The sequence below is a fragment of the Nonomuraea sp. NPDC051298 genome (assembly GCF_055586305.1).
In genome coordinates, this window is the sequence record NZ_JBVJIM010000031.1 from 88,776 (window position 1) to 101,996 (window position 13,221).

General features: G+C 69.9%; 10 protein-coding genes, 1 pseudogene and 1 riboswitch. Of the genes and pseudogenes, 6 read left to right on the top strand and 5 right to left on the bottom strand.

From position 1 onward, the window contains the following. Positions 1 to 66 precede the first annotated feature (66 nt). Positions 67 to 1,872, bottom strand: a complete 1,806-nt coding sequence (locus ACZ6S0_RS46865) for an acyl-CoA dehydrogenase (RefSeq protein ID WP_465926475.1) — start codon at positions 1,870 to 1,872, stop codon at positions 67 to 69. Between the two features lie 102 nt (positions 1,873 to 1,974). On the opposite strand from ACZ6S0_RS46865, the gene ACZ6S0_RS46870 reads away from it, so the two are divergent. The 3 genes from ACZ6S0_RS46870 to ACZ6S0_RS46880 all read left to right on the top strand — a co-directional run bounded on the left by ACZ6S0_RS46870 (position 1,975) and on the right by ACZ6S0_RS46880 (position 3,657). Continuing rightward, the gene (locus ACZ6S0_RS46870) at positions 1,975 to 2,772 is read left to right on the top strand and encodes a class I SAM-dependent methyltransferase (protein WP_465926477.1); all 798 of its coding nucleotides are present in this window, start codon (positions 1,975 to 1,977) and stop codon (positions 2,770 to 2,772) included. A gap of 25 nt (positions 2,773 to 2,797) precedes the next feature. Beyond that, positions 2,798 to 2,858: riboswitch (guanidine-III (ykkC-III) riboswitch) on the top strand. 33 nt (positions 2,859 to 2,891) lie between these two features. After that, on the top strand, positions 2,892 to 3,206 hold the full coding sequence (locus tag ACZ6S0_RS46875) for a DMT family transporter (protein ID WP_465926479.1): 315 nt from the start codon (positions 2,892 to 2,894) through the stop codon (positions 3,204 to 3,206). A 67-nt stretch (positions 3,207 to 3,273) separates the two neighbouring features. Then, positions 3,274 to 3,657 (top strand): VOC family protein, encoded by a 384-nt coding sequence (locus ACZ6S0_RS46880; protein WP_465926481.1) that lies wholly within the window; start codon positions 3,274 to 3,276, stop codon positions 3,655 to 3,657. A gap of 7 nt (positions 3,658 to 3,664) precedes the next feature. On the opposite strand, the gene ACZ6S0_RS46885 is transcribed toward ACZ6S0_RS46880, so the two are convergent. After that, entirely contained in the window at positions 3,665 to 4,114 is a 450-nt protein-coding gene (locus ACZ6S0_RS46885) for a hypothetical protein (protein ID WP_465926483.1), read from the bottom strand. A 75-nt stretch (positions 4,115 to 4,189) separates the two neighbouring features. On the opposite strand from ACZ6S0_RS46885, the pseudogene ACZ6S0_RS46890 reads away from it, so the two are divergent. Both ACZ6S0_RS46890 and ACZ6S0_RS46895 read left to right on the top strand, forming a co-directional pair. Beyond that, positions 4,190 to 4,621 (top strand): annotated as a pseudogene (locus ACZ6S0_RS46890) (GNAT family N-acetyltransferase); the annotation flags it as partial. A 42-nt stretch (positions 4,622 to 4,663) separates the two neighbouring features. Then, a complete protein-coding gene (locus tag ACZ6S0_RS46895) occupies positions 4,664 to 5,131 on the top strand; it encodes a GNAT family N-acetyltransferase (protein WP_465926499.1) in 468 nt (155 codons plus the stop codon). A gap of 9 nt (positions 5,132 to 5,140) precedes the next feature. On the opposite strand, the gene ACZ6S0_RS46900 is transcribed toward ACZ6S0_RS46895, so the two are convergent. Beyond that, the gene (locus tag ACZ6S0_RS46900; protein WP_465926485.1) at positions 5,141 to 7,153 is read right to left on the bottom strand and encodes a molybdopterin-containing oxidoreductase family protein; all 2,013 of its coding nucleotides are present in this window, start codon (positions 7,151 to 7,153) and stop codon (positions 5,141 to 5,143) included. Positions 7,154 to 7,368: 215 nt separating this feature from the next. Between ACZ6S0_RS46900 and ACZ6S0_RS46905 the strand changes: the two genes are divergently transcribed. Continuing rightward, entirely contained in the window at positions 7,369 to 9,744 is a 2,376-nt protein-coding gene (locus ACZ6S0_RS46905; protein ID WP_465926487.1) for a lysylphosphatidylglycerol synthase transmembrane domain-containing protein, read from the top strand. Positions 9,745 to 9,762: 18 nt separating this feature from the next. On the opposite strand, the gene mgrA is transcribed toward ACZ6S0_RS46905, so the two are convergent. Together mgrA and ACZ6S0_RS46915 are read right to left on the bottom strand one after the other, a co-directional pair. Further along, a complete protein-coding gene (gene mgrA / locus ACZ6S0_RS46910) occupies positions 9,763 to 10,758 on the bottom strand; it encodes an L-glyceraldehyde 3-phosphate reductase (RefSeq protein ID WP_465926489.1) in 996 nt (331 codons plus the stop codon). Beyond that, positions 10,755 to 12,845 (bottom strand): S9 family peptidase, encoded by a 2,091-nt coding sequence (locus tag ACZ6S0_RS46915; protein WP_465926491.1) that lies wholly within the window; start codon positions 12,843 to 12,845, stop codon positions 10,755 to 10,757. Before ACZ6S0_RS46915 ends, mgrA begins: the two co-directional genes overlap by 4 nt. Positions 12,846 to 13,221: the final 376 nt, after the last annotated feature.

Below are 13,221 nucleotides of genomic sequence, written 5' to 3' on the forward strand. Positions count from 1 at the left end.
CACGACAGGACGACGTCTTCCGACGTCGCCCTGTCGGTCACCGCGGGCGGGGGCGGAGGAACGGGCCTAGAAGGCCGCCTCCGGGAGCTCCATCAGCTCCTGTCCGGTGGCGGCGAGCACGCGCCGCTCGGTGGCCAGCCGGGGCAGCACGGTCTTGGCGAAGAACGTGGCCGCCCCGACCTTGCCCAGGTAGAACGGGTCCTCGCCCTCGTCCAGCTTGGCCAGCGCCACCTCGGACTGGCGCAGCAGCAGCCAGCCGATGACCAGGTCGCCGAGCGCGAGCAGGAACCGGGTGGTGTTCAGGCCGACCTTGTAGACGTCCTGCGGCGTCTCCAGCGAGCCGAGCGCCCAGCCCGCCATGATGTCGCCCATGGCCTTGACCTCGGCGGCGGCCTCGGCGAGCAGCTTGCGCTCCTCCTTGAGCCGGCCGTTGCCCGCCTCGGAGCCGGCGAACTCGTTGATCTCCGCCAGCAGCGAGCCGACGGCCGCGCCCTGGTTGCGCAGGATCTTCCTGAAGAACAGGTCCTGGCCCTGGATCGCGGTCGTGCCCTCGTACAGGGAGTCGATCCTGGCGTCGCGGATGTACTGCTCGATCGGGTAGTCCTGCAGGTAGCCGGAGCCGCCCAGGGTCTGGAGAGAGCGGGAGAGCAGCTCGTACGACCGTTCCGAGCCGACGCCCTTGACGAGCGGCAGCAGCAGGTCGTTCATGTCGTGGGCGTGCCGGTCGTCCGGATCGATGATCACGGCGTCCTGGAACGTGGCCGTGTAGAGCACCAGGGCGCGCATGCCCTCCACGTACGCCTTCTGCAGCATCAGCTCGCGCCGCACGTCAGGGTGGTGGATGATGGTCACCCGCGGCGCGCCCTTGTCGGCCATCTTCGTCATGTCGGCGCCCTGCACGCGGGACCTGGCGTACTCCAGGGCGTTCAGGTAGCCGGTGGAGAGCGTGGCGATGGCCTTGGTGCCGACCATCATGCGGGCGTGCTCGATGACCATGAACATCTGCTTGATGCCCTCGTGCACCTCGCCGACCAGCCAGCCGACCGCCGGGTGCCGGTCGCCGAAGGTCAGCTCGCAGGTCGTGGAGACCTTCAGGCCCATCTTCTTCTCGACGTTGGTGACGTAGGCGCCGTTGCGCTCGCCCAGCTCGCCGGTCTCCAGGTCCACGTGGTACTTCGGCACCAGGAACATCGACAGCCCCTTGGTGCCGGGGCCGTGGCCCTCGGGGCGGGCCAGGACGAGGTGGAAGATGTTCTCGGACATGTCGTGCTCGGCGCTGGTGATGAAGCGTTTGACGCCCTCGATGTGCCAGGTGCCGTCGGGCTGCCGCACCGCCTTCGTACGCCCGGCGCCCACGTCGGAGCCGGCGTCCGGTTCGGTGAGCACCATGGTGGCGCCCCAGTTGCGCTCGATGGCCAGCTCCGCGAAGCGCTTCTGCTCCGGCGTGCCGACCTTCCACAGGGTGTAGGCGAAGTTGGGGCCTGCGGCGTACATGTACAGGGCGGGGTTCGCGCCGAGTACCATCTCGGCCGTGGCCCAGGCCAGGGAGCGCGGGATGCCCGGCCCGCCCAGCTCGGTGGGCAGGTCGAGATGGGCCCAGCCGCCCTCGACCAGCGCCTTGAAGGACTTCTTGAAGCCTTCTGGGACGGTCACGGAGCCGGTGGCCGGGTCGAACACGGGCGGGTGCCTGTCGCCCTCCTCGAAGGAGTCGGCGAGCACACCGGTGGCAAGACGGTTGACCTCGTCCAGGACGCTGCGGGCGACGTCTTCGTCGACCTCCGCGAAGGGCCCGGTGCCGAGGATCTCACGTCTCCCGAAGACCTCGAAAAGGTTGAATTCCAGGTCACGGACGTTGCTCTGGTAGTGGCCCATGGGCGTTGATCTCCTTGAACCGAGACTTCTCTACTCGCCAGTAACCTTACTCTGAAATGCTACCCGCGGGTAACCCGTGCCATGCATGGCATGCTCGTCTCCATGGACGCCGAAGAACTCGCCTCCCGGTGGCGAGAACGACTGGAATCCTGGGCGATTCCGGACGAGATCCTGGCCAAAGCGCCGACGGATCCGTGGGGTTACTCGCCCGAGAGGTTTGGCACCCGTACGGACCGGGCACTGGCCGAGCCCGACGACGGGCCCACGATGACGCGGCTGTTCGAGGCCCTTCCTGAGAAGGGCACGCTGCTCGACGTGGGCTCGGGGCCGGGAGCCGCCTCCCTGCCGCTGCACGGGCGCATCGGCCACCTCTACGCGGTCGACACCTCCGTCGCGATGCTGGAGGGTCTGACGGCCAGGGCCGACCAGCTCGGCGTGCCGGTGACCACGGTGGCCGGCACCTGGCCGGACGTGGCCGACCAGGTGCCGGTGGCCGACGCGGCCGTGGCGGCGCACGTGGTCTACAACGTCCCCGACCTGGCCGGCTTCCTGCGCGCGCTCGACGCCCGTACGCAGGGGCGGGTGGTGCTGGAGTTGCCCCACCGCCATCCCATGAGCTGGATGGCGCCGCTGTGGCGGCACTTCCACGGCGTCGACCGGCCGGTGCGGCCCATCGCGGAAGACTGCGTGGCGCTGGCGGCGGCGCTCGGCCTCAGGGTGCAGGTGGAGGAGCGGGAGGCGCCGCTGGAACGTTTCACGTCGCTGGAGGAACTGGCCGCCAGCGCGTGCCGGCGGGTGTGCCTCGACCCGTCGAGGGCCGACGAGGTGGGCGAGACGGCCCTCGAACTCGGCATGTGGCCGGTGCCGCGCGACCGATGGGTCACCATTTGGTGGGAATGATGGCCCTGCCTGCCCCGTTCTAGTAGGAGAGCCCGCGGGGCTCCCGGACGAGACGCGCCGTACCCGGAACGCCAAGACGACGCACCGAGTCAGTTCTCGTCACCAGGGGAGTCATCATCATGGCGTGGATCTTGCTGCTTCTGGCCGGTCTCTTCGAGATCGTCATGGCCCTGTCACTCAAGCTCAGCAACGGGTTCGGCAACCTGTGGTGGAGCCTGTCCTTCCTGGGCACCGCCGTGCTCAGCTTCGGCCTGCTCTCGTACGCGCTCAAGTCCCTCGACGTGGGCACCGCCTACGCCGTCTGGACCGGCGTCGGCGCGGCGGGCACCGCTATCCTCGGCATGGTCGCCATGGGTGACACCGTGTCGGCGGCGCGGATCGCCTCGATCGCCCTCATCCTGGCGGGCGTGATCGGCCTGCGAACCCTGGCTTGAACGCCGGTTCGAGCGCCGGGCCGGACACCTGCTTGACGTCTTAGCCGGTGTCGGGTTGGGTGATCGCATGATCGAAATTCATGCGATCACCATCGACGCGGCCGACCCGTACGAGATCGCGAGCTGGTGGAGCAGGGCCACGGGCCTGCCCTTGGGCGAGGGTGACAAGCCGGGCGACGACGAGGCCATGCTGCGTACCGAGCGGGACCCGTTCCTGCTGTTCATCCGCGTGCCCGAGGGCAAGACGGTCAAGAACCGGGTGCACCTCGACGTCAACGGCACCGAGGGCAGGACCCGTGACCAGGAGGTCGAGCGGCTGGTCGAGCTGGGTGCCACCGTCTTCGACGATCTCCGCCAGCCCGACGGCTCCGGCTGGGTGACCATGCTCGACCCCGAGGGCAACGAGTTCTGCGTCTGCAGGAGCCCGGCGGAGCGGGGCGTCCCGGGCTGAGCCGGGGTCACCGGCTCGATCGCACTCGTCCCCGCGTCGTCAGCGTCAGGACCGCGGCGATCAGGTAGACGAGCGCGCCGTGCCACAGGGCGTCCACGGCCGAGCCGAAGACCCCCTCGCCGTCGAGCACGAGCTGCACCGGATAGTCCAGCACGGCGGTGATGGCGGCGGGCAGCAGCGCGAACTTCCACGGGTGCCCCAGCGCCCAGAGGCGGGCCTGGCGGGTCACGCGGTCACCCACGTCCGGCTTGGACACCGAACCTATGGCGGCGATCAGGGCGAACAGGCTGATGCCCAGGCCCAGCGCCCACACGAGGTCGCCACCGCCCGTGATCAGGCCGAAACCGAAGCTCGCGGCGGTCACGACACCCGCACCGATGGCGGCGGCCTTCCAGGGGGCCCCGCGCAGTGCGGCGCCCGACAGGGAGATCTCATCGCGTCGACTGATTTCGTTCATGGCATCATGCTCGCTTTCGTCCCGCCCTTGAGACATCGGGGATGGACCCTGAGCCGTCCCTGACATGATGCGGGCATGACTGATGTGCGGATTGTGCAACTGGGGCCGGATGAGGGGGAGCGGCTGCGGGAGGTGCGGTTGCGGGCGCTGCTGGACGCGCCGGACGCGTTCGGCTCCTCGTACGGGCGGGAGATCGAATTCACGCCTGAAATCTGGTCGGAAAGGCTGAAAAATCCGGATTCTCGGTACTGGGTGGCCACGCGCGGCGGCTCGGACGTCGGCCTGGTGTGCGTCCTGCTGGAGGACGACCGGGACGACCCCGGCCGGCGGCGCGCGCACCTGCTGTCCATGTGGGTCGGCCCCGAGGCCAGGCGCGCGAACGTGGGCTCCCGGCTGGTGGACGCCGCCGTCGACTGGGCCAGGGGCACCGGCGTCGAGGAGATCGGCCTGTGGGCGGTTGACCTGAACCACGCCGCCCGCGCCCTCTACACCCGCAGGGGCTTCACCCCGAGCGGCCAGGTCATGGCCCTGCCGTCCAACCCCGCCCTGATGGAGTCCCACTACGTGCTGTCACTGCTGTTCCGCCCGGCCCGGCGGGACGACGTGCCCGCCATCGTGGCCATGCTGGCCGACGACCCCCTCGGGGCCGCGCGGGAGGGCGACCCGGACGACGAGCGGTACCTGGCGGCCTTCGACCGGATCGACGCCGACCCGTACGACGAGCTGATCGTGGCCGAGCGCGACGGCAAAGTGGTCGGCACGATGCAGCTCACCTACCTGGCGGGGCTGTCGCGGCTGGGGTCGGAGCGGTGCCAGATCGAGGCCGTCAGGGTCGCCGACCCGGCCAGGGGGCAGGGCCTCGGGCGCAAGATGATCACCTGGGCGATCGACCGGGCGCGGGCGCGCGGCTGCGCGATCGTCCAGCTCACCTCCGACAGGTCGCGTACGGACGCGCACCGCTTCTACCACTCCCTCGGCTTCACGGACTCCCACGTCGGCTACAAGCTGACCCTGTGACCCGCCGGATCAGGCGGGGTGGGGGCTCAGCTCGACCAGGTTGTCGTGGAAGGCGGGGCCCCGGCCCATGTCCGCGTCCCGCTCGGCCACCACGGCGTTCGGGTTGGCGCCGCCCGGACTGAGCTTGGGCCAGCGGCCCTTCGGTGAGGCCACCACCCCGGCCGACACCCGGTCGCTGATCTCCACGTCCGCCAGGAACCCGCCGCCGTCGTTGTGCACGCGTACGCGCTGGCCGTCCACCAGCCCGCGCGCCGCCGCGTCGGCCGGGTTGACCAGCACCACCGGCTCCTTGGCCCGCCGCCGCAGCTCCGGGTTGTTGCCGAAGGTCGTGTTGAGGAACGTGTGCGAGGCCGGCGTGACCAGCCGCAGCGGGTAACGGGAGCCGTCCGCGCCGGCCGTGTGGGGCGGCACGTACGCCTGTCCGGCCGGCGGGAAGCGCAGCCGGCCGGTGGGCGTCGGGAAGCCGTCGGCGAACGGCGTGAAGGGCTGCGGGTAGTTCATCCGCATCCAGCCCTCCTTGCGCAGCCTGTCGAGGGTGATCCCCTCAAGGGAGGGATGCCCGCTCGCCAGGAGCTGCTCGGCCAGCTCCAGATCCGAGTCGTACAGCGACGGCTCGGTCAGCCCCATGTGCGCCGCCAGCCGCCGGAACGTCTCCGTCGTCGACAGGCACTCGCCGGGGGGCGGCACGGCCTGCTCGTTCCACAGCAGGTACAGGTGCCCGTAGCCGGCGTGCAGGTCGTGGTGCTCGGTCTGCATGGTCGCGGGCAGCACGATGTCGGCGTAGTCGACGGTGTCGGTCGGGAACTGCTCCATGACGACCGTGAACAGGTCCTCGCGGGCAAGCCGGCGCCTGATCGCGTTGGAGTCGGGGGACGAGCCCACCGGGTTGGCCGCGTACACCCACAGGCACTTCACCGACTCGTCGAGCTGCGAGGCCAGCTTGGTCATGACCAGCGTGCGCACCGGCTCGGCCAGCAGGTCGTCGCGCCTGTCGACGGCGAGGTGCACGTGGTCGCTGGTGGAGAAGGCCAGGCCGCCGCCGGGGTGCCGCCAGTCGCCGGTGACGCCGGGGATCGAGGCGATCGTCCGCAGCGCCGCGCCGCCGCCGGCGTGCCGCTGCAGGCCGTGCGTGGCGCGCAGTGCGGTCGGGCGGGTGTGCGCGAGCCGCGTCCCCAGCCTGTGGACGGCCTCGGCCGGGATCCCGGTGATCTCGGCCACCTTCTCGACGGGGTGGCGCAGGATCTCCTCGCGGAAGGCGTCCCAGCCCTCGGTGTGCGAGGCCAGGAACTCCTCGTCCTGGGCGTTCTCCGCCAGCACGACGTTGAGCAGCCCGAGCGCGAGGGCCGCGTCCGTGCCCGGCCTGATCGCCAGGTGCTCGTCCGCCTGGTCGGCCGTCCTGGTGCGGATGGGGTCGATGGCGACGACGTACGCGCCGTCCGCTCGCGCGTCCTGGATGAACTTCCACAGGTGGTGGCCGCTGGTCAGCGTGTTCGTGCCCCAGAGCAGGATCAGCCTGGCCAGGGCGAAGTTCTCGGGGTCCATGCCCGCGGCGGTGCCGTTCGTACGGCGCAGCCCGGAGCTGCCCGCCGCCGAGCAGATGTTGAGCCAGTGCTTGGAGGCGCCCAGCACGTTCCAGAACCGCCGCCCCGCCACGCCCTCGCAACCTTGGAGGTAGCCGAGCGTGCCGGTGCCCAGGTAGGGCCAGATGGCCTCGCCGCCGTGCTCCTCGACGATGCCGCGCAGCCGTACGGAGATCTCGTCGAGCGCCTCGTCCCAGGTGATCCGCTCGAACCGGCCCGAGCCCTTCGGCCCGACCCGGCGCATCGGGTGCAGGATGCGGTCGTCCGCGCGCGTGTGCTCCAGGTAGCGGTTCACCTTCACGCAGAGCGCGCCCCTGGTGTACGGCTGGTCGGGGTTGCCGCGCAGCTTGACGGCCGCGCCGTTCTCGACGGTGACCACCCATGAGCAGGTATCCGGGCAGTCAAGCGGACATGCCCCCAAAACCCTCAATTCACCCGACATGGGGCAAATTCTACGTCCACGGGTCCTCTGCGAATCGGAGGTGAACGGGGAGAACTTCAGAGTGTAGCCTGCCCCGTGCGACGACTACGGGGACGATCGAGCAGACTGGGGGCCAGAGATCGTACGGTCCGGCACGGGAAGGTGCGGAATCGCTGTCGGTGGCCGATATCAGGGAACGAGATGACACGGAGGACCTCTCGGAGGGGGATCCAGCCGTGGCCGAACCGCGCGCGGAAACCGACGTCTACGTCGTAGAGCCGCTGCTGCCCCAGCGCCTGCGCCGCCCCTCCGACCTGCTGCGCTTCATCTCCACGCTCCTCGTGCTCGCCGCGGTGATCCTGCTCGCCCTCGTCGCCAAACAGACGCTCATCGGGCTCGAGGCCGACGTCAAGGAGGGCGCCGAGCTGGTGCCGCTGCTCAGCCGGGTCGCGGCGTTCCTGGGCGGCGCGGCGGTGCTCATCGTGCCCATGGCCTTCGCGGTCGAGCGGGTCTTCCACCGCGACGGGCTGCGGGTGGCCGAAGGGCTGATCGCCGCCATCGTGGGCATGGCCGGATCGTTCCTGCTCGGGCAGTGGCTCGTCGGCGGCAACGTCGACGACCTGCGCGTGCTGCTCACCGGCGACCGGACGATCGAGCCGGTCAACACGCTGCTCACCTCGGTGATCGCCTACTCCACCGCCGTCCGCGTCTCCCGCCGCCCGACCTGGCGGATGCTGATGTGGACCACCATCGCCCTCTACATCCTGGCGCTGTTCTCCGGCCGCCAGATCACGCTCCCCAGCGCCATCGTCACCGTGCTCGTCGGCATGGCCATCGGCTACGCCACCCTGTACGGCGTCGGCAGCCCCAACACCCGCCCACCGGGCAGCGCCGTCGTGGCCGCGCTGCGCAAGCTGTCGTTCGTCCCCGTCTCCGCCCGCCGCGTCGAGGACGACCACCAGGGCAGCCGCCGCTACGCCATCGGGCTCAAAGACGGCTCCAGCCTCGACGTCACCGTGCTCGACCGCGACCGGCAGGTGGCCGGGCTGCCGTACCGGCTGTGGCGGCGCATCAGGCTCAACTCCGAGACCAGGCGGCGGGCGATCAGGTCGCTGCGGGCCGAGCTCGAACGCGAGGCGCTCATGGCGTACGCGGCCCAGGCGGCCGGCGCCAGCACCCCGCGCCTGCTCGGCACCAGCGAGATCGGCACCGAGGCCGCCCTGCTCGCCTACGAGCACATCGAGACGCGCCCGCTCGACGAGGTGCCCGACGCGGAGATCAGCGACGAAGTGCTCGCCCAGATCTGGGAGCAGGTCGAGCTGCTGCAGATCCAGCGCCTGGCCCACCGGCGGCTCACCGGCGACAGCATCCACCTCGACCGCGCGGGCCGCGTCGTGCTCACCGACGCCCGCAGCGGCGAGGTCGCGGCCGGCGACCTGCTGCTGCGGCTCGACGTCGCCCAGCTCCTGGCCTACCTGGCGCTGCGGGTGGGCCCCGAGCGCTCGGTGCGCGCCGCGGCCGACGTGATGGGCCCCGACGCGCTCGCCGCCGCCATGCCGCTGCTCCAGCAGATCGCGCTCACCAGGGAGACCCGCTCCGCGCTGGCCAAGGCCAAGAACGTGCTGCCGGGCATCCGCGAGCACATCGTCGCGCTCAAGCCACAGGGCAAGCTCGAGGAAGTGCGCCTGGAGCGGTTCCGCCCCCGCACCCTGATCACGATCATCGCCAGCGCCATCGCCGCGTACATCGTGCTCTCCCAGCTCAGCCGGGTGAACGTCTACCAGGTCGTCACCACGGCCAACTGGGCCTGGTCGGGGCTGGCGCTGCTGGCCTCGTTCACCAGCTTCGTGGCCGCGGCGCTCATGCTGCGCGGGTTCGTGCCCGAGCGGCTGCCGCTGTGGCGTACGGTGCTGGTGCAGTTCGCGGCCTCGTTCGTCAAGCTCGTCACGCCCGCGGCGGTCGGCGGGGTCGCGATCAACACGCGCTACCTGCAAAAACGCGGCATCACCCCGGCCAGCGCGGTGGCCAGCGTGGGCGCGTCCCAGGTCACCATGCTGGTCTTCCACATCCTGCTGCTGGGCCTGTTCGCCTACATCACCGGGTCGACCACGGCCACCTCGTTCTCGCCGTCGCGCGGGCTCGTCCTGGTGCTGCTGGGGGTCGCGGTGCTGGTCGTGGGGGTGCTGGGCGTGCCGCCGCTGCGCCGGCTGGTGACCTCGCGGCTGCGCAGACTGTTCTCGAACGTGCTGCCCCGCCTGCTCGACGTGCTCCAGTCACCGCACAAGATGATCGAGGCGTGCGTGGGCACGCTCATGATCACCATGGCGTTCGTGGTGTGCCTCGACGCCTGCGTGGCCGCGTTCGGCGGCGACCTCAGCTTCACCGCCGTCGCGGTCGTCTTCCTCACGGCCAACGCGATCGGCTCGGCCGCGCCCACCCCCGGTGGGCTGGGCGCGGTCGAGGTGGCGCTCGTGGGCGGCCTGACGGTCGCGGGCGTCCCCGCCGAGCTGGCCACCTCGGCCGTGCTGCTGCACCGGCTGCTCACGTTCTGGCTGCCGGTGCTGCCGGGCTGGGCCGCCTTCACCTACCTCCAGCGGCACAAGGCCCTGTGAGCGTACGACGCGCCCGGATCAGCGGCCTGACGCGGCCGGGCCAGTGATCTTGTCGATGGCCTCCAGCTCGTCCTCGGTGAAGGCCGGGCCGTTCACGCAGCCCACGTTGTCCTCGAGCTGCCGCACGCTGCTCGCGCCGATGAGCACGCTCGTCACCCTCGGGTCCCGCAGCGTCCACGACAGCGCCATCTGAGCCAGCGTCTGCCCCCGCGTCCCGGCGATCTCGTTGAGGTCGCGCGCCAGGTCGCGGTCGATCCGGTCGGCGGTCAGGAACCTGCTGGTGGCCGCCCGCGAGTCGGACGGCACCCCGTCCAGGTAGCGGTCGGTGAGCAGCCCCTGCGCCAGCGGCGAGAACACGATGCAGCCCATCCCCGCCTCCTCCAGCGTGTCCAGCAGCCCGTCCTCGATCCACCGGTTGATCATCGAGTAGGACGGCTGGTGGATGAGCAGCGGCGTGCCCAGCTCGCTCATGATCCGGGCCGCCTGGGCGGTCTGCTCGGCCGAGTAGTTGGAGATGCCCGCGTACAGCGCCTTGCCCGAGCGCACCGCCCGGTCGAGCGCGCCCATGGTCTCCTCCAGCGGCGTCTCCGGGTCAGGCCGGTGGCTGTAGAAGATGTCCACGTAGTCGAGCCCCATGCGCCGGAGCGACTGGTCGAGGCTGGCCAGCACGTATTTCCGCGAGCCCCACTCACCGTACGGGCCCGGCCACATGTCGTATCCGGCCTTGGTGGAGATGACCAGCTCGTCACGGTACGCCGCGAAGTCCTCGCGCAGGATCGTGCCGAAGTTCCGCTCCGCCGAGCCGTACGGCACGCCGTAGTTGTTGGCCAGGTCGAAGTGCGTCACCCCGAGGTCGAACGCCCGGCGCAGGATCGCCCGCGAGTTGTCGATCGGACGGTTGTCGCCGAAGTTGTGCCACAGGCCCAGTGACACGGCCGGCAGCTTGAGCCCGCTGCGGCCGCTGCGGTTGTACGGCTGGCGCTCGTAGCGCCGCTCGTCGGCCTGATACGTCATGACGTGCCTCTCTCGATGATCCAGGACAGCGCGAAGGACTCTTCCCGCCAGGCGTCGTAACGCCCGCTGCGGCCGCCGTGTCCCGCGCCCATCTCCGTCTTCAGCAGGAACGGGCCGCCGCTCGCCGTCGCGCGCAGCCTCGCGATCCACTTCGCGGGCTCGTGGTAGAGCACACGCGTGTCGTTCAGGCTCGTGATCGCCAGAATCGGCGGGTACGGCCTGCCGTCCACGTTCTCGTACGGCGAATAGCTCTTCATGTAGGCGTACACGTCGGGGTCGTGCAGCGGGTCGCCCCACTCGTCCCATTCGATCACGGTCAGCGGGAGCGACGGGTCGAGGATCGTGTTCAGTGCGTCCACGAACGGCACCTCGGCCACGACCCCCGCGAACTCCTCGGGCGCGAGGTTCGCCACCGCGCCCATCAGCAGCCCGCCCGCCGAGCCGCCCCTGGCCACGATCCGCCCGCTCCACCCCGACGTCTTCAGATGCCTGGCCACGGCCACGAAGTCGGTGAACGTGTTGCGCTTCCTGGTCAGCTTGCCGTCCTCGTACCAGTGGCGGCCCATCTCGCCGCCGCCCCGCACATGGGCGACCGCGAAGACGAAGCCCCGGTCGAGCAGCGACAGCCGCGGCACGGAGAAGCTCGGGTCGATGGAGGTCTCGTAGCTGCCGTACCCGTACAGGACCGTCGGGGCGGGCCTGGCGGCGCCCTTCCGCTGGACGATCGACACGGGGATCTTGGTGCCGTCGTCGGCCGTGGCCCACTCGCGGAACTGCTCGTAGTCGGCCGGGTCGTAGCCGCCCAGCACCGGGCGCCGCTTGAGCAGGATGAGGTCGTGGGTGTCCAGCTCGTAGTCGTACACGCTGGGCGGGGTGACCATGCTCGTGTACGCCAGCCGCAGCCGCCTGGTCGTGAACTCCGGGTTGCCCGCGGGGCCGACGTCGTACAGGGGCTCGGGGAAGTCGATCTCGTACGCGTCGCGCTCCGACGCCTCGACCCGCTCGCGCCAGTCGCCCCCCGCCGCGCCGTACGGCAGCACGCGCAGCCCGGTCAGCCCGTCGCGGCGGAAGTGTGCCACGGCGTGGTCGGAGAACGCGTCGATCTCCAGCAGCCGGGTGTCGTCGCGGTGCGGGATCAGCGGGGTCCAGGTGCCCGGGGCGTCGAGCGGGGCCGTGGCCAGCTCGAAGTTCTCGGCGTTCTCGTTGTGCAGGATGTAGAAGAAGTCGCCCGCGTGCTCGACGCCGTACTCGACGCCGGTCTTCCGCGGACGGACCACCACGAACTCACCGGTCGGATCGGTGGCGTCGAGGATGCGCACCTCACTGGTGATCTTGCTGCCCGCGCCCAGCACGAGGTACCTCTCGCTGCGGGTCAGCCCGATGCCCACCCAGTAGCGCTCCTCGTCCTCCTGGTAGACGAGCACGTCCTCCTGGGTGCCGAGGGTGTGCCGGTAGACCTGGTACGGCCGCCAGGCGTCGTCCACCCGCGTGTAGAAGAACGTCGAGCCGTCGGCCGACCAGGCGCCGCCGTAGAAGATGTCGGTGATCTCGTCGGGCAGCGCCTCGCCGGTCTCGAGGTTCTTGAACTTCAGCGTGAAACGCTCGTCACCCTTGAAATCGGTCGAATAGGCCAGCATCGTGCCGTCGGGGGAGACGGAGCTGGTGCCGATCGAGAAGAACGGGCTGTCGCCGGCGAGTTCGTTGCCGTCGAGGATGACCTGTTCGTGGTCGAGCGGTTCGCCGGGGGTGATCTCCGGGGGCGCGTCGTCGTCGGCCGGGACCCGGCAGGAGACCGCGTACTGCTTGCCCTCCTCCGTACGGGCGAAATACCACCACGCGCCCTTGCGGCTGGCCACCGACAGGTCGGTTTCCTGGGTGCGGCCCTTGATCTCCTGGAACACCTGTTCCTGGAGCTCGGAGAGGTGTGCGGTCTGCTGCTTGAGAAAGTCGTTCTCCGCCGTCAAATAGGCGGTCGTGTCTGGATCTTCCTTGTTGCTCAGCCATGCGTACTCATCGATGACGATGTCACCGTGATGAGTGCGTTCGGTGGGGATCTTCTTCGCCACTGGTGGCTCGTTGCTGCTCACGTGGGGAGTCTATGTTCGGTTGTGATCGTTCCGTTGCCGGGGAACCTGGCGAACCGGCCCGAGGGGCCGAGAGGCGCTGCTAATCTTTAGAAGCCGACGCAGAGCGGCGCAACCCACATCCATCACTCAGGTGGCTCTCGTGTGTTGTGTCACGATCGTCGGCAATCCCTTCCGACCCGCGGGTCTGGAGATCGATTCGCAGATCGGTCTACGGGCTGGTAAGTTAGAGGGGTTGTCTCCGAAAGGGGGCGGGCTTAATTTCTGCAGGTTGTGCGAGTCGAGTCAATTTGACAGAGACTTGAACGGCTGAAAGACTTGAGTCACAACAGAAAGTGAACGGGAAGAGCGCCTCCGGGCTGGGTCTGCTGAATGTGGG